The following is a 15656-nucleotide window of genomic DNA, read 5'->3' on the forward strand; positions in this document are numbered from 1 at the left end:
CAAATGCCCTGTTCTCGAACAAATACGCTCTCCGTGCGGCCGCGCGGGGTTCCTGCAACGCGGCCAGCGCCACCCGGCGCCATACCGCTGTCACATTAACCCTGACCAAAGCGGCTAGGCGAATAAAGTAAAATTGCCATTAAGTGCGCCGGATTGCCAGCCGCAGGCGGCCAGCGGTGGGGAAATGCCGCAGACGGCTTGCCGCGGGCTTTGTGCGTCGCCACTATACAGCCCGTGAAATCCCCCCGCGTCTCCCCCTTATCCGGCGGCCGTCTGCGGGCGGTGCTCGGCCCGACGAACACCGGCAAGACCCATCTCGCCATCGAACGTCTGTGCGGCCATTCCAGCGGCGCGATCGGTTTCCCGCTCCGCCTGCTCGCGCGGGAGGTGTATGACAAGGTGCGCGCGATCAAGGGCGATGCCCAGGTTGCGCTGATCACCGGGGAAGAACGGATCGAACCGCCCAACGCGCGCTATTTCCTCTGCACGGCGGAGGCCATGCCGCGCGACGGGGGCGGCCATGCCTTCGTCGCGCTGGATGAAGTGCAATTGTCCGGCGATCGCGAACGCGGGCATATCTTCACCGATCGGCTGCTGCATGCGCGCGGGCGCGAAGAAACCATGCTGCTGGGTTCTTCCACCATCGAACCGCTGGTGCGCGCCTTGCTGCCGGGTGTGGAGGTGGAAACCCGCCCGCGCTTTTCCACCCTCACCCATGTCGGCATTACCAAGCTGTCGCGCCTGCCGCCACGCTCCGCCGTGGTCGCCTTCTCGGTGGAACAGGTCTACACCGTGGCCGAAATGCTGCGCCGGTTTCGCGGCGGGGCGGCGGTGGTGATGGGCGCGCTGAGCCCGGAAACGCGCAACCGCCAGGTGGAATTGTTCCAATCGGGGGAGGTGGATTACATCGTCGCCACCGATGCCATCGGCATGGGGCTCAATCTCGATGTCCATCACGTCGCCTTCGCCTCGCTCAGCAAATATGATGGTCAACGGCAGCGGCGCCTGACCCCGGCAGAAATGGCTCAGATCGCCGGCCGCGCCGGGCGCCACCATCAGGATGGCACCTTCGGTACACTGGCCGGCAGCCATGGCCGCGATGCCCCCGGCTTCACCGAGGATGAGATCTTCGGCATCGAAAGCCACCGCTTCGCCCCGATGACCAAGCTGTTCTGGCGCGAACCGCAACCGCGCTTCAGCAGCCTGGCGGTGCTGATCGCCGATCTGGAGGCCCGGCCGGACGAACCCCAGCTGGCGCCCGCGCCTGAAGCGATCGATCTGGCGGTGCTCAAGCGGCTGGCCGAAGATCCTGCCACGGCGACAGGCCTGTCTTCCCCGGGGCAGATCCGGCGGTTCTGGGAAACCTGCCAATTGCCCGATTTCCGGCAGCAGGGGGTGGATGCCCACGCCCGTTTCGTCGGTCGCCTGTGGCGCGATCTGCGTCATGGCCAGATCGGCGCAGACTATGTCGCGGCGCGCATTGGTGAACTCGGCCGTGTTGACGGCGATATCGACACGTTGCAGGGCCGTATCGCCGCAATCCGCAGCTGGGCCTATATCTGCCAGCGACCGGATTGGGTGCTGGCGCGGGATGAAATGGCAGCCCGGGCCCGCTCTGCCGAAGCGCGTCTGTCCGATGCGCTGCACCAGCGGTTGACGGAACGTTTCGTCAATCGCCGGACGGCGGTATTGATGCGCGGATTGGGAAAGGATGCAGGTCTTTTGCGGGTGACATTGGAACAGGATGACCAGGTGAAGGTCGAAGGCGAAACGATCGGCCGGCTCGACGGCTTCCGTTTCGTGGTCGATCCGACCGCCGGGCATGAAGACCGCAAGCTGATGCTCGCCGCCGCCGAACGGCATATGCCGCAACTGCTGGCGGAAAAGGCCGATGCCATGCTGCGCAGCGAATTGGGCGATCTGGTGCTCGAACAGGGGGAGCTGCGCCGCGACGGGCGCGCCATGGCCGTGCTCGAACGCGGCAAATCCCCCAGCCTGCCGCGCCTGGTTCTGGCCAAGGAATTCGCCGTTCTGCCCTCGGCCGAGCGGACCCGCTTGACCGACGCCCTGCAAGCGTGGCTGGACAAGGCGCTCAGCCCGCTGACCCCGCTGCGCAAGCTGGAAGATGCTGCCCGCGATCCCGAAGCGGGCAGCGAAGTGCGCGCCCTGCTGCTGACGCTGGTCGATCGCAATGGCGATGTGCAGCGCGAATCCGCGGGCCTGGCCCAGATTCCCAAGGACAAGCGCCCGCTGCTCCGCCGGCTGGGCGTGACGATCGGCGCGCTCGATGTCTTCGTCCCCGCGCTGCTCAAGCCTGCCCCGCGCCGGCTGCTGCAGGCGATCGGTGCCGATCGGCGCCCGGTGCGCCCGGCGATGGAGGCCGTGATCGAAGGCGGCAAGCATGTGCCGGCCGGCTATCGCCGCGCCGGCGACCAGGCGGTCCGCGTCGATATGGCGGAAAAGCTGTTTCGCGCCGCATATGAACAGCGCGCCAGGCAGGCCGCGCAGAATCTCGGCTTTACCGTCGATGTGGCTCTGCCGACCTCGATGGGGCTGCTGCCCGACAATTTCCAGCGGCTGATGCGCGATGCCGGTTTCCGGCCCGGCCAGGTCCGCCCCTTGGTGGAAGGCGCCTTTGGTCCGCCCGCCCCGCAACGCTGGAGCTGGCGCCCGCCGCGCAAGGACAAGGCCCCGCCCCGCACCGATCGCGCTGCCGTGGCCGTGGAAGGCAGTGCCTTCGCCGCCCTGGCCGATCTGATGCGCTGATCTTTTCGAGGCAACGCGCGGATGCGGATCGATCGGCTGCTGTTCTTTCTCCGCTTTTCCAAGTCGCGAACGCTCGCGCAGCGATGGGTGGCAGAGGGGCATATGCGGCTGAATGGCAGGCGTATCACGGGGCAGGATACGGCAGTGATGCCGGGCGACGTGCTGACCCTGCCCCTAATGCAAAGCGTCTGTGTGGTAGAAATCCTTTCTTTGCCGGAGCGTCGCGGCCCGGCAGAGGAGGCCCGGGCCTGCTATCGTATGCTTGACGCTGGGCGAACTATCGCCATAGCAGGCCCCGACTGCCGCCAGGAAGAAGGAAAGGCGCACCAATGACCTATGTCGTCACCGACGCATGCATCCGATGCAAATATACCGACTGCGTCGAAGTATGTCCGGTTGACTGCTTCTACGAAGGCGAAAACATGCTGGTGATCAATCCCAGCGAATGTATCGACTGCGGCGTGTGCGAACCCGAATGCCCGGCAGAAGCAATCCTTCCCGACACCGAAGGCGGGCTGGAAAAATGGATGGAACTGAACTCCAAATTTTCCGCCGAATGGCCGAACATCACCCAGCGCAAGGATGCGCCGGCTGACGCGGATGAATTCAAGGCCATCCAGGACAAGTTCGACACCTATTTCTCCGCCGAACCGGGCGAAGGCGATTGATTGGCGTTTCGGCCTGCGGGCCGGTTTGACCGCTGAAATGGGCGCTTTGGCGCGCCGCCAGCTCCGAATCGTGCGGGGCTGGCGGAATTGTTACGAATCTGCTATATAGCCGATCACCTGCTGCCCTTCTTACGGGTTGCGGGCGAACTAGGAAGGCAGGTTTCCCCGCCAGCAGCGTTACATCAAGGGTGTCATGGGTCGCCGATCAGTCGTGCGGCCATGTTGCCTTTTACGCGTGCGGCGTTCCTGCCGGAACGAAAGGACTCTCAATGGCTGCAAATGCCCCCGGCTTCGACGTCGGCGATTATGTTGTCTATCCCAAGCATGGTGTAGGTAGAGTCGTGGAGCTGCAGAGCGAAGAAATCGCTGGCATGAAGCTCGAATTGTATGTGCTGCGTTTTGAAAAGGAGCGGATGACGCTCCGCGTTCCGGTCAACAAGGTTGAAGCGATCGGCATGCGCAAGCTTTCCAGCGACAAGACGCTGAAGGAAGCCATGGAAACGCTCAAGGGCAAGCCCAAGGTCAAGCGCACCATGTGGTCGCGCCGCGCGCAGGAATATGAAGCGAAGATCAATTCGGGCGATCTGGTATCGATCGCCGAAGTGACCCGCGACCTGTTCCGCCCTGACGATCAGCCGGAACAGAGCTATTCCGAACGGCAGATCTTCGAAGCCGCTTCCAGCCGCCTGGCGCGCGAACTCGCCGCCATGGAAAAGACGGATGAACCGGCTGCGCTGAACAAGATCCTGGACGTGCTGCGCAAGCATGCACCCCAGTATTACGACAGCACCGAAGACGCATAATCCGCGTTATCGATCTCCGGATCACAAATGGGGTCGCCCTTCGGGGCGGCCCTTTTCTTTTGTCACCCCTCTGCCCGGATGCCCGCCGGCATCATCGGTCAACAACCGATCCTGTCCGACCAGTGCAATGGCATTGCCTACGACCAAAGCGTATTATTGCATTAACACACAAACACAGGACAGGCCGATGCGACTCGATAATCTTTTCAAGGCCCTGGGCTCTACAATCGGCCCCGCCATCGCGGCAACGGCGGCCAGCATAGCCAATGGGCTCAAAGATGGTGGATACAGGGAAGGCCGGGTGGATTTCAATCTCGGCAAGGCCGTTCCGCTCGACCGACTCGATATCGGGGAGGACACGCCTGCGGAAGAACTGCCAGGCGAAGTAATCGTCATCGGTCCCGATCATGTGGCCATCTGCCAGGGGGAAAGCTTTACTATCAGCGTGGATGAGGCAAGCGATGACACCACCGCCCTGCATGACGGGCTGCGCTTTGCCTTTATCGATGGCACGCTCAGCATCAGCCGGGCTCCGGGATGTTCGGCCCAGCCTGCAACCCTGCGCATCACCACCCCGATCATGCCGCGTGCGCTGGCTCTGGCCGGATCTGGCGATCTGTCCGCCACCGCCCTTTCCGGAAATGCCGCGCTTACCCTCACGGGATCTGGACGGCTGCAGATCGACAGCATTGAGGCTGAACGACTGGAAGTGACCCTGGCCGGCAGCGGGCGCCTCTCCGGCACGGGCATGGCGGAACAGGTCCATCTTTCGGTACTCGGCAGCGGCCACGCCGAACTGGCGGGGCTGAAGGCGGGCAAGGCGGATGTTACCATGGCTGGATCGGGTCGGGTTGCGCTCAGCTGTGACGGCGATGTCGATGTCACCATCCTGGGATCGGGCAAGGTCATCCTGCACGGCAATGCACGCTGCCGTATCAGTGGTCTGGGATCAGGCCGGGTGGTCTGCGAACGGCCGCACTGATCTCCATCCACCGCCCCCGGCCCCCCAATGGACGCAATTCTTTGACCGCGCGGCACGGATGATTGTGCCCCTTCCGCCATCAGGGCATAGAGCCCGACGGAAGGAATTGGTCATGCCGCGCACCCCGATCCTGATTCTCGCCCTCACCTCCAGCCTGTTGCTGGGCGGATGCCTGGCCAAGGCCGCCGTGGGTGTCGTTACCGCTCCGGTCAGGATCGCCAGCAAGGGCGTCGATCTGGCCACCACCAGCCAATCCGAAGCGGATGAGAATCGCGGCCGAGAACTCCGCCGCCGGGAAGAACGTTATGGCCAGCTGGAACGCGATTACGCGCGGCAGACCCAGCGCTGCGAACAGGGCCGCGCCGATGCCTGCGACCAAGCCCGCGTCATCTATGATGAAATGACCGCGCTGCGCCCCAGCATTCCCGTCGAACCTGCCCGCCGCTGAGCGGACGCCCTCGGGGATGGCGCTGACCGGGTCTCTCAGCCGGGGTGAAACGCTCGGCGATCGGATCATGAAGGTCGATCATGCGGGCGAACATGGCGCGGTGTGCATCTATCGCACCCAGCGCTGGCTTGCCCGATGGCGCGCGCCGCAGATGGTGGCAGAACTCGATCATTTCATTGCGCATGAACGATCGCATCGCGCGCTCTTCGGTGCAGAGCTGTCCCGCCGGGGCTGCTCGCGCTGTCGCAGCTATCTGCTCTGCGGTTTGGGCGGCTTCACGCTGGGTTTCGCAACCGGCCTGGCGGGCCAGCGCGCTATCGCGGCAACCACCGTCGCAATCGAGCGCGTGGTACTGCGCCACATGCAGGAACAGGTCGCAGTCTTACAGGGGATCGACCAACCCGCGACCGACCTGCTGCGGCTGATTCTGATCGATGAGCAGGAACATCACGATCTGTCGGCCAGCCGGATCAGCCAATCCAGCCTCTCGACTCGCCTGATTGACGCGATCGTGACGGCATCGACAGAGGCCGTCATCTGGCTCGGCATGCGGCTCTAGAGCGGTTTTCGATCCGATTGCATCGGATCTCCGCTCTAATTCCCTTTGTTTGCCGCAATTTCCGAATCAGCAGGTGATTCCACCTGCTTGGAAATCGCTTTAAGCCTCCCGGCCAACAGCCCGCCTCACCCGTGATTACACCGCCGCGCGCTGCAGCCGGTCGTTGATCGCCGCACCGATGCCGCCCTCGGGGATCGGCGCAATGGCAATGCGTGGAAACGGCGATGCCGCCGCTTCATGCAGGCAGGCGTAAAGCCGCGCGGCCGCTTCGGCCGGATCGCCTTGGGTTGACAGATTGCTGTGCCCCGCCAGCGCGCCGAACCCGATCAGGAACTCGTCCGGCTCTGCCGCCGTGGCCCGCAGCCGCACCGGCTTGCCCGGGGCGTAATGGCTGGCCAGCTGGCCCGGCGCCTCGATGCCCGCCGCTTCGCTGCGCGGCATTCCCGGGCCCAGCAGCTGTGCCAGCTCTTCGCCCGGAATCGGGCCGGGCCGCAGCACGGTCCACCCCGCGTCGGGCCTCAGGGCAACGATGGTCGATTCGACGCCCTGCGCGCAGTCCCCTCCATCCAGAATCGATCCGAATCCCTGCGGCAGCGAATCGGCCACATGCTGCGCCCGCGTCGGGCTGATCGCTCCGCTGCGATTGGCCGATGGCGCCGCCAATGGCACCGCCGCCTGTTCCAGCAGCGCCCGCATCACCGGATGCGCCGGCATGCGCAGGGCGATGGTCGGCAGACCGGCCGTCACCGCTGGCGCCACCGGGCCATCGGGCTGACGCGGCAGCACCAGAGTCAGCGGCCCGGGCCAAAAATGCTGTGCCAGCAGCTGCGCCCGCGCATCGAACTGCGCCAGCTGCTCGGCCGCCGCCAGCGTGGGCACATGCACGATCAGCGGGTTGAAATCGGGCCGCCCCTTGGCGCGATAGATCGCCGCCACTGCCGTTTCGCTGTCGGCCCGCGCGGCCAGCCCGTACACCGTCTCGGTCGGCACCGCGACCAGCGCGCCCTGGCGCAGCCGATCGACGGCCAGGGCAATCCCCGCCGCATCGGGCGCAATCCATTCGGTTCGCTGCTTGCCGCTCATCGTGGGGCGCTATAGTCCAACCGGTCATGAATGACCAAGCCGATCCCTCACTGCAGATCCTCACCCGCATCGCCTCCGCGCTGGAGCGTATGGCCCCACCCACGGCCGAACAGCCGGACTGGCTGACCGCCCCGGCCTATGTCTGGTCGGAACGCGGTGCCCGCCCGGTTACGGCGTTCGATGCCCAGCCCTTGCGCTTGCTGCAGGGCATAGAGCGGCAGAAACAGGCGGTGGCCGACAATGTCGAACGCCTCGCCGCCGGTCACGCCGCGCATGACATGCTGCTCTGGGGTGCACGCGGGACCGGCAAATCGGCGCTGGTGCGCGCCTCGGTCAGCGCGGCGCAGCAAAGCGATGCCAGCCGCATCGCGCTGGTCCAGGTCGGCACCGATGCCCTCACCTCGCTTTCGGCGCTGTTTGCGGCCCTGGCGGGCATTCCGCGCAACTTCCTCGTCTTCATCGACGATCTCGGCTTTGCGGAGGGGGACAGTGTCGGCCCGCGCCATCTGCGCAGCTGGCTGGAAGGCGGCGTGGAAGCACGCCCGGCCAATGTCCGCCTGGCGGTGACCGCCAACCGCCGCGCGATCGTCTCGCGCCACATGGCGGAACAGGATGATCCCATCAATCCGCGCGATGCGCAGGATGATCAGCTAGCCCTGGCCGATCGCTTCGGCCTCTCGCTCGGCTTCCATGCCGTGTCACAGGATGATTATCTGGCCATGCTGCACGGCTATGCCACCGAATACGGCCTGGCCATAGATGATCACGATGCGCTGGAATGGGCCAAGCGACGCGGCGCCCGTTCGGGCCGCGTCGCGCGTCATTACATCACCGAATTGGCGGGCCGTTCATCGCGGTCCATCTGACCGAGTTCTGCCGCCCTACCCTGTTCAGACACCGCCCTTTTTACAGACCGCCGGGCTGGATATCGCTCGGCGGATTGATGAAGGCATCGGCCGGATTGCCGCGCAGTTCGCGCACCGGCGGCAATGACGTGCCGGTGATCCGCTGCTGCGCCGCTGCCGGCTTGGCCCCCGGCGCTGTCACGCGCCAGATCACCCCGGCGGTATCGTCGGTCACCAGCAGCGCGCCGGTCCGGTCCCACGAAACCCAGGTCGGGCGGCCATGGGTTTCGCTGTCGCTGGCCAGGAAACCGCTCAGCACATTGACCGGCTTGCCCACCGGATTGCCGCGATCGTCGAATTTCACGAACACCACGTCATATCCGGCCAGCGGCTTGCGATTCCACGAACCATGCCGCGCGATGAAGGCGCCATGGCCGAAATTGTCGCCCATGGTCGTGCCTTCGCGGGTGAAAGTCAGCCCCAGCGCCGCCACATGCGGGCCCAGCGCGAATTCCGGACGGCGGGTATATTCGGTCAGGAAGTTGGGGATCGGATGTTCGACACGGTCGTCGAAGATGTTCTTCCAATAGACCCAGGGCCAGCCATAGTTCACGCCCACCGGCACATTGGTCAGGTAATCGGGCACCAGGTCGGATCCCAGCATGTCGCGTTCGTTGACCGTGGTCCACAATTCGCCGGTCCACGGGTTCCACGCCAGCCCGTTGGGGTTGCGCAGGCCCGCGCCGTAGATGCGCGAACGGCCATTGGTCAGATCCAGTTCGTGAATCGCCGCGCGCCCTTCTTCCGCCTCCATCCCGCCTTCGGCAATGTTGGAGGCGGAACCGACGGCGACATACAGTCGCGTGCCATCATCATTGATGATCAGATTGCGCATCCAGTGATTGCCCGCCGCCGGCAGGTCCATCAGCTTGGTGGGCTGTCCTTCGACGCGATTGGCGCCTTCGGCATAATCGAACCGCAGCACGGCGTTGTGATTGGCGACATACAGCTTGCCGTCGCGCCAGCCGATGCCGGACGGCGATTCCAGCCCTTCGCGCAGCACATGGGTCTGTTCGGCCACGCCATCGCCATCGGCATCGCGCAGCAACACCAGCTGATTGGCGGACGGATCGGCCGCACCGGCGCGGCTGAACAGGATACCGGCCACGAAATTGGTGATCCCTCCGCCGGCCACCACGCGCGCGGGCGCATTGGTCAGCGCCACGATGATATCGCCATTGGGCATGGTGAACATGGTGCGCGGATGCGCCAGCCCGGTGGCGAAGCGATTGACCACCAGCCCTTCGGCCACGGTCGGCGCTTCACCCTCGCCCCAGCCGATCGGCTTCATCACGCCCACGGTCGGGATGGTCTGCGGATTGGGTTCGGCCAGCACCGGATCGGTGCCGGTGACATCCTCCAGCGGCAGGGTGGCCGGATCGCCCCGCACGATCCACCAGATCGCTGCAGCGCCAAGGAAAACCACGACCAGCAGGCCGATACCGATCTTGCGAAGGATGCTCATGCGCGCAAACCTAATGCACGCATGGCCGGGCGGCAATTCCGCTCAGCGGCATTTCGCGGTAGAGCAGCGAAATGTTCGATTTTTCACCTGACCCTGCCGCCGCCAAGGCCGATCTCTATGCCGATCTCGCCTCCGCCGCCGATGCCCTGACCGCTGGAGAGTCCGATGGCGTCGCCAATATGGCCAATGTCGCCGCGCTGATCTGGCAATGGGTGCCCGATCTCAACTGGGCCGGTTTCTACCGCGTGCTGGACAATCAGCTGGTGCTGGGCCCGTTCTGCGGCAAGCCGGCCTGCATCCGCATTGCCATGGGCCAGGGCGTGTGCGGCACCGCGGCGGCCAGCGGCGCCAGCGTGCTGGTGCCCGATGTGCATGTCTTCCCCGGTCATATCGCCTGCGATGCCGCCAGCGCATCCGAACTGGTCGTCCCGGTGCTGCGCGATGGGCGGGTGATTGCGGTGATTGATTTAGACAGTCCGCGCACGGGCCGGTTCGATGGCGATGATCAGGCGGGTGTGGAACTGCTTGCGCAGCGGATCGCCATGCGGATCTGATCGCCCCGTTTCGGGACGGGGCAAACCGGGCTTTTGCATGACGTCATGACGTCATACTAGATTGAGGGCTATATGGCGGCGGGGCGCACCTGCCCGATGTGCCTGAGGAACCCTGTCCATGACCAACCGATCCCTGCCCTTGCTCACCGCCGCCTCGCTGCTGCTGGCGGCATCTCCGGCGCTGGCCAATGATCCGACCCCCGCCCCCTATCCCGCCGAAACTCAGGCCCAAGCGCAAGATGGTGAATGGGTGGGGGAATGGAACGGCAGCTGGGATGATCGGGACAGCTATCGCGGTGTCTGGACGGGCAGCTATGTCGGTGCGGACGGGGAAGAATATGACGCCGAATATCGCGGCGTGTTCCACGGCCAGAGACGCTTCGTTTCCGAAGACGGCCAGCACGAACTCTATCGCGAAGGCGATCGCCGCTGGCGCGAACGGGCCCCGCGCGGCGCGCGCCGTCTCCATGGCGATGTTGGCTACCGCAACGACGGGCATGGCGCGCGTTATGGCTATTCCCCCGATGCCCGCGCAGACTGGATCGACGCCTGCCGGGCCAATTATGGCGATGCCGATTACGACAATGGCAGGCGCAGCAATGGTGGTGTGATCGGCGGCGTGGTCGGCGCGGTCGCCGGCGGCGTGATTGGCAACCGGGTCGGCGGGCGCGGCAATCGCCTTGCTGGAACGGCGATCGGGGCCGGTGTCGGCGGTGTGGCCGGCGCGGTCGCCGGTGACGCGATCGATCGCGGTAATCGCCGGCGCGACGACGAACGCCGTTATGACGAATGCGAGGATTACCTCTATCGCTACGAACAGGGCGCGTATTCCTATGGGCAGCCGGGCTATGGCCATCAGGCCTATGGATACGGCTATGGCTATCCGGTGATGATGGTCCCGGTGCCGATCACCACCACCTACCGCTATTCCGCACCCCGCGAGTATATCGTGGAAGATATTGAAATTGTTGAAGAAGAAGTGATCGAGGAGCGTCCTGCGGCACGCCCCGCCCCGCGCCGGACCATCCGCCGCGTCATGCCGGACAAGCGCGTACCGATCCGCTGATCTGCCAAAAAAAAGGGGCGCCGGCGGCGCCCCTTTCATATCGGTCTCAGATGTCGCCGCCGGTCAATCGCTGGCAGATCAGATCCAGCTGGTCGAGCGTGCGATAGCGGATCGTCACCGACCCTTGCTTGGGATCGTCATCGATCGCGATCTTCACCGGCAGGCCGAGAAATTCCTCCAGATGGTTCTCGACCGCTGCGATATCGGCATCCTGCGCGGATGAACTCCGCGCCTGGCGCGCCTGACGTCGTTCACCGCCACCATTTTCCGCCGGCTTGCGGCGCGCCAGCTTCTCGACATCGCGCACGGTCAGCTTTTGCGTGATTGCGCGCTCGGCCAGTTCCTCGGCCTGCTCGTGCCCGATCAGTGCGCGGGCATGGCCCATGTCCAGCCGCCCCTGTTCGACATGGTCGAGCACCACTGCGGGCAGACTCAGCAGACGCTGCAGATTGGCGACATGGCTGCGGGATTTTTCGACCAGCCGGGCGATCTCCGCCTGGGTCATTTCCTCGAATTCGGCCAGCCTCTGATAGGCGCGCGCTTCTTCAACCGGATTGAGATCTTCGCGCTGGATGTTTTCGATCAGCGCCAGAGCCATCACATCGCGTTCAGCCAGTTCGCGGATCAACGCCGGGATTTCGTGCAGCCGCGCCTTCTGCGCCGCGCGCCAGCGTCGCTCACCTGCGACCAGCTGATAACGTCCCCCGGCTATCGGCCGAACGATTACCGGCTGAATAACTCCGCGAGAGGCGATCGACGCCGCCAATTCGTTCAGCGCCTCTTCGTCGAAATGCCGCCGTGGCTGTTCGGGATGCGGTTCGATCAGCGCGACAGGCAGGTTCGCCAGCCCATCACTGGTCCGAATGCCCTGGTCGCCCGCCGCGTCATCGCCCGCTTCGCCGCCAAGTCCGTTCGTGGGTCGGCTCAGCGGCTGTTCGCGACGCACATCACCCAGCAGCGCGCCAAGGCCCTTGCCCAGCTTCCGGCGCGCCGGAGCCGGCGCTGGAGCTGCCGACTCAGCGGCCTTGGTTTCCTCACTGGTCATGCGGCTTCCCTTTTCTGTGGCGGCAGGCGCCCGATCAGCTCCCGCGCCAGTGCCATATAGGCCTTACTGCCTGCGCAGGCATGATCATACACCAGCGCCGGCAACCCATGACTCGGCGCTTCCGACAGGCGGACATTGCGCGGAATCACAGATTCAAACACCAGCCCGCCCAGGCACTCCCGCACATCGTCGGCCACCTGGTCGGTCAGGCGATTGCGCCGGTCGAACATGGTCAGCACCACGCCGATGATGCCCAGATCGGCATTAAACCTCTGCTGCACCTGTTCAACCGTCTGCAGCAACTGGCTCAACCCCTCCAGCGCAAAGAATTCGCACTGCAATGGGACCAGCAGCGTATCGGCCGCGCTCAGCGCATTGAGCGTCAACAGCCCGAGCGAAGGCGGGCAATCGATGAAGCAGACATCATGCCCGTTATGGCCGGCCAGCGCCGCGTCCAGCAGGGATGTACGCTTGTCGCGCATCACCAGCTCGACCTCGGCCCCGCTCAGGTCCACCGTTGCCGGCAGCACATCGAGCCCGGGAATGGAGGTTGGCACGATGCAATCGGCGACCGGCGCCCCATCGACCAGCACATCATAGCTGGACATGTCGCGCAGCGCGGCACCGATTCCCAGCCCGGTCGAGGCATTGCCTTGCGGATCGAGATCAATAAGCAGCGTCTTCCAGCCGGAAGCGGCCATGGCGGTGGCAATGTTGATGGCCGATGTGGTCTTGCCCACCCCGCCCTTCTGATTCGCGATGGCAATCCGGATCATGGTTTTACGGAGCCCCTTTGCCGACAAGAATACCGGCCTGCAGATCGGTTTTCGATTGTTCCACGTGGAACATCGCGCGGATATTGGCAGGCTGTTCCTGCAGTTCTTGCGCTGCCTTTCGCCCCTTGGGCAACAGCCAAATGCTCTCCCGTGTGGAAAAGCGGGCAGATAATCGCAGCAGCTTGTCCAGGGGTGCGAATGCGCGCGCAGAGATCACTCCTGCCGGCATGGATTCGACATCTTCCAGCTTGGAACCGATCACCCGGCACTGCGTCAGGCCCAGCTCGGCAATCACTGATTCCAGCCATTCGACCCGGCGCTTGCGGGATTCTACCAGTACGACCGGCCGTTCCGACAGCGCGATAGCCACCGCCATACCCGGGAACCCCGCCCCTGTCCCGAGGTCCAGCCACACCGATGTTTCACGTGGAACATATTCGATCAGTTGCAGCGAATCCGCAATATGCCGTTGCCAAGCCAACGCCAGCGTCGCGTCGGACACAAGATTCTGCCGTTCATTTTCGGCCACCAGCATTTCGACAAACCGGGCCAGCGCCGCCAGCTGGGCATCGCTGACCAGCGTCGCACAATATTCCCGGGCCTGTGCTTCTGTCTCGATCATTCGCCTGTCACCGTTGCAATATCCGACGTGCCGCTCAACGCCCTGCTCCTCCCCTTCGCATGGACCAGCAGAGCCGCCAGCGCGGCGGGTGTGATTCCGGGAATCCGACCCGCATCCGCCAATGTTGCCGGCTGCGAGGATAACAGCCTTTCGGTCATTTCACGTGACAGTCCGGGCACCTCGGCAAAGGGATATCCATGTCCCAGCTGCACACCATCGCTGGCCCGCAGTTCTTTCAGCTCGCTGTCCTGCCGCTGCAGATAGGGTGCATAAAACCCATCCTCGGCGATCTCGGCCGCCAGCTCGTCACCCTGGTCCAGATCATCGGGCAGCCATGGCGCCAGCCCGGACAGCGACACTTCGGGGAAGCGCAACCAGGAAAACAGGCTTTGCCTTGTGCCATCGGCCCGCACCCCCATCCCTGCCCCAGCCAGCTCATTGGCGGAAACCTCTCGCGCCAGTGCACCCTGCCACCGGTCCCGCACGGAACAGCGCTGGGCGAACCACTGCTGCCGTTCCGCACCCACGCATCCGGCGGCCAGCGCCAGCGGGGTCAGCCGTGTGTCGGCATTGCTGGCCCGCAGTCGCAGACGATATTCGGCCCGCGCGGTCAGCATGCGATAGGGCTCGCTCACCCCATGCAGCGTCAGATCGTCGACCATCACCGCCATATAGCTGTTGCCCCGATCGATCGCCGCCGGCTCTCGCTGCAGGGCAGCACAGGCTGCATGCATCCCCGCGATCAACCCTTGCGCCGCCGCCTCTTCATATCCAGTCGTGCCGTTGATCTGCCCCGCGCAGTACAATCCGCGCATCGCCTGCAACTGCAGATCCCGCCCCAGCGCACGCGGATCGATGTGGTCATACTCGACCGCATAACCCGGCACCGCCATTTCCACCCGTTCCAACCCCAAGATCGTGCGCAGGAAAGCCAGTTGCACATCGGCCGGCAGGGAAGTGCTGATGCCATTGGGATAGACCAACGGCGTATCCAGCCCCTCCGGCTCGAGGAAGATCTGATGTCCATCGCGATCGGCAAAGCGATGGATCTTGTCCTCAATCGACGGGCAATAGCGCGGCCCCGTCGCCCCGATCGCGCCGGTGAACAGCGGTGATCGATGCAGGTTGGCCCGGATGATCGCATGCCCCGCCTCATTCGTGCGGGTTATGCCGCAGAAGATTTGCGGGTTCACCCGTTCGCGCGACAGCGAGGACATGGTCCAGAAATCGTCGTCCGACGGCTGCTCATCCAGCACCGCCCAATTGATCGTTCGCCCGTCTAGCCGCGGCGGCGTCCCCGTCTTCAACCGCGCCATCGGCAGATCCGCTTCGCGCAGCTGTTCAGCCAGCCGCAACGCCGAGCTTTCGCCGATCCGCCCACCGGTCAAACGCTCTTCCCCACGGAACAAAGTCCCGCCCAGAAATGTCCCGGTACACAGCACCACCGCGCCAGCGCTCAGCATACCGCCATCCGCCAATTCGATGCCAGAAACGGTGCCGCCGGATTCCACCAGCGCCACCGCTTCGCCCTCCACCACGGCCAGTGTCGGCAGCGCGACCAGCATCGCCTGTACTGCCGCGCGGAACAGCTTCCGATCGGCCTGGATGCGCGGCCCCCAAACCGCGCTGCCCTTGGACCGGTTGAGCATGCGATAATGAATCGCCGCCGCATCCGCCGCACGCCCGATCAGCCCATCAAATGCATCGACCTCACGGACCAGATGCCCCTTACCCAATCCACCGATCGCCGGGTTGCAGCTCATCGCCCCCAGCGCCGTACGGTCGAATGTCACCAGCGCCGTGCGCGCGCCCATCCGGGCTGCGACCGCCGCAGCTTCACAACCGGCGTGGCCACCCCCTACCACGATAACATCGAATGTGCTCATGCTCTGGCCCTGTAAGCCCCGCGCTCGC

The 15656-nt window shown here is 64.7% G+C and carries 16 protein-coding genes; 10 read left to right on the top strand and 6 right to left on the bottom strand.

Going from position 1 to position 15656, the window contains the following annotated elements; all coding sequences use genetic code 11:
• Positions 1-234 precede the first annotated feature (234 nt).
• The 7 genes from GRI97_RS00240 (at position 235) to GRI97_RS00270 (ending at position 6226) form a co-directional block, all read left to right on the top strand.
• Positions 235-2766 carry a helicase-related protein gene (locus tag GRI97_RS00240; protein WP_328598461.1) on the top strand — a complete coding sequence of 844 codons (2532 nt, stop codon included), beginning with the start codon at positions 235-237 and terminating at the stop codon, positions 2764-2766.
• A gap of 21 nt (positions 2767-2787) precedes the next feature.
• Positions 2788-3099: an RNA-binding S4 domain-containing protein gene (locus tag GRI97_RS00245; protein ID WP_161389160.1), complete on the top strand. Its 312-nt coding sequence runs from the start codon at positions 2788-2790 to the stop codon at positions 3097-3099.
• Positions 3096-3434, top strand: a complete 339-nt coding sequence (gene fdxA / locus GRI97_RS00250) for a ferredoxin FdxA (protein ID WP_161389161.1) — start codon at positions 3096-3098, stop codon at positions 3432-3434. Before GRI97_RS00245 ends, fdxA begins: the two co-directional genes overlap by 4 nt.
• A gap of 269 nt (positions 3435-3703) precedes the next feature.
• Positions 3704-4237, top strand: a complete 534-nt coding sequence (locus GRI97_RS00255) for a CarD family transcriptional regulator (protein WP_161389162.1) — start codon at positions 3704-3706, stop codon at positions 4235-4237.
• A 301-nt stretch (positions 4238-4538) separates the two neighbouring features.
• Positions 4539-5219 carry a GIN domain-containing protein gene (locus tag GRI97_RS00260; protein WP_328598462.1) on the top strand — a complete coding sequence of 227 codons (681 nt, stop codon included), beginning with the start codon at positions 4539-4541 and terminating at the stop codon, positions 5217-5219.
• Positions 5220-5331: 112 nt separating this feature from the next.
• Entirely contained in the window at positions 5332-5667 is a 336-nt protein-coding gene (locus GRI97_RS00265; RefSeq protein WP_161389164.1) for a hypothetical protein, read from the top strand.
• A gap of 16 nt (positions 5668-5683) precedes the next feature.
• The gene (locus tag GRI97_RS00270) at positions 5684-6226 is read left to right on the top strand and encodes a demethoxyubiquinone hydroxylase family protein (protein WP_161389165.1); all 543 of its coding nucleotides are present in this window, start codon (positions 5684-5686) and stop codon (positions 6224-6226) included.
• A gap of 135 nt (positions 6227-6361) precedes the next feature.
• Here GRI97_RS00270 and GRI97_RS00275 read toward each other — a convergent pair whose 3' ends face one another.
• The gene (locus GRI97_RS00275) at positions 6362-7309 is read right to left on the bottom strand and encodes an L-threonylcarbamoyladenylate synthase (protein ID WP_161389166.1); all 948 of its coding nucleotides are present in this window, start codon (positions 7307-7309) and stop codon (positions 6362-6364) included.
• 26 nt (positions 7310-7335) lie between these two features.
• Here GRI97_RS00275 and GRI97_RS00280 point away from each other — a divergent pair, with 26 nt between their 5' ends.
• Positions 7336-8175 carry an ATP-binding protein gene (locus GRI97_RS00280; protein ID WP_161389167.1) on the top strand — a complete coding sequence of 280 codons (840 nt, stop codon included), beginning with the start codon at positions 7336-7338 and terminating at the stop codon, positions 8173-8175.
• A 40-nt stretch (positions 8176-8215) separates the two neighbouring features.
• Here GRI97_RS00280 and GRI97_RS00285 read toward each other — a convergent pair whose 3' ends face one another.
• On the bottom strand, positions 8216-9679 hold the full coding sequence (locus GRI97_RS00285; protein ID WP_161389168.1) for a PQQ-dependent sugar dehydrogenase: 1464 nt from the start codon (positions 9677-9679) through the stop codon (positions 8216-8218).
• Positions 9680-9750: 71 nt separating this feature from the next.
• On the opposite strand from GRI97_RS00285, the gene GRI97_RS00290 reads away from it, so the two are divergent.
• Entirely contained in the window at positions 9751-10233 is a 483-nt protein-coding gene (locus tag GRI97_RS00290) for a GAF domain-containing protein (RefSeq protein ID WP_161389169.1), read from the top strand.
• Positions 10234-10351: 118 nt separating this feature from the next.
• A complete protein-coding gene (locus tag GRI97_RS00295) occupies positions 10352-11299 on the top strand; it encodes a glycine zipper 2TM domain-containing protein (protein WP_161389170.1) in 948 nt (315 codons plus the stop codon).
• A 46-nt stretch (positions 11300-11345) separates the two neighbouring features.
• Here the strand turns inward: GRI97_RS00295 and GRI97_RS00300 are convergent, their stop codons facing one another.
• The 4 genes from GRI97_RS00300 to mnmG are packed head-to-tail and all read right to left on the bottom strand — an operon-like array spanning position 11346 to position 15628.
• Positions 11346-12344, bottom strand: a complete 999-nt coding sequence (locus GRI97_RS00300) for a ParB/RepB/Spo0J family partition protein (protein ID WP_161389171.1) — start codon at positions 12342-12344, stop codon at positions 11346-11348.
• On the bottom strand, positions 12341-13120 hold the full coding sequence (locus GRI97_RS00305; protein ID WP_161389172.1) for a ParA family protein: 780 nt from the start codon (positions 13118-13120) through the stop codon (positions 12341-12343). Before GRI97_RS00305 ends, GRI97_RS00300 begins: the two co-directional genes overlap by 4 nt.
• Before the next feature lie 4 nt (positions 13121-13124).
• Positions 13125-13742, bottom strand: a complete 618-nt coding sequence (rsmG, locus tag GRI97_RS00310) for a 16S rRNA (guanine(527)-N(7))-methyltransferase RsmG (RefSeq protein WP_161389173.1) — start codon at positions 13740-13742, stop codon at positions 13125-13127.
• Entirely contained in the window at positions 13739-15628 is a 1890-nt protein-coding gene (mnmG, locus tag GRI97_RS00315) for a tRNA uridine-5-carboxymethylaminomethyl(34) synthesis enzyme MnmG (RefSeq protein ID WP_161389174.1), read from the bottom strand. Before mnmG ends, rsmG begins: the two co-directional genes overlap by 4 nt.
• Between the last annotated feature and the right edge of the window lie 28 nt (positions 15629-15656).

Origin of the sequence: Croceibacterium xixiisoli, from assembly GCF_009827305.1 — a bacterium.
GTDB lineage: Bacteria > Pseudomonadota > Alphaproteobacteria > Sphingomonadales > Sphingomonadaceae > Croceibacterium_C > Croceibacterium_C xixiisoli.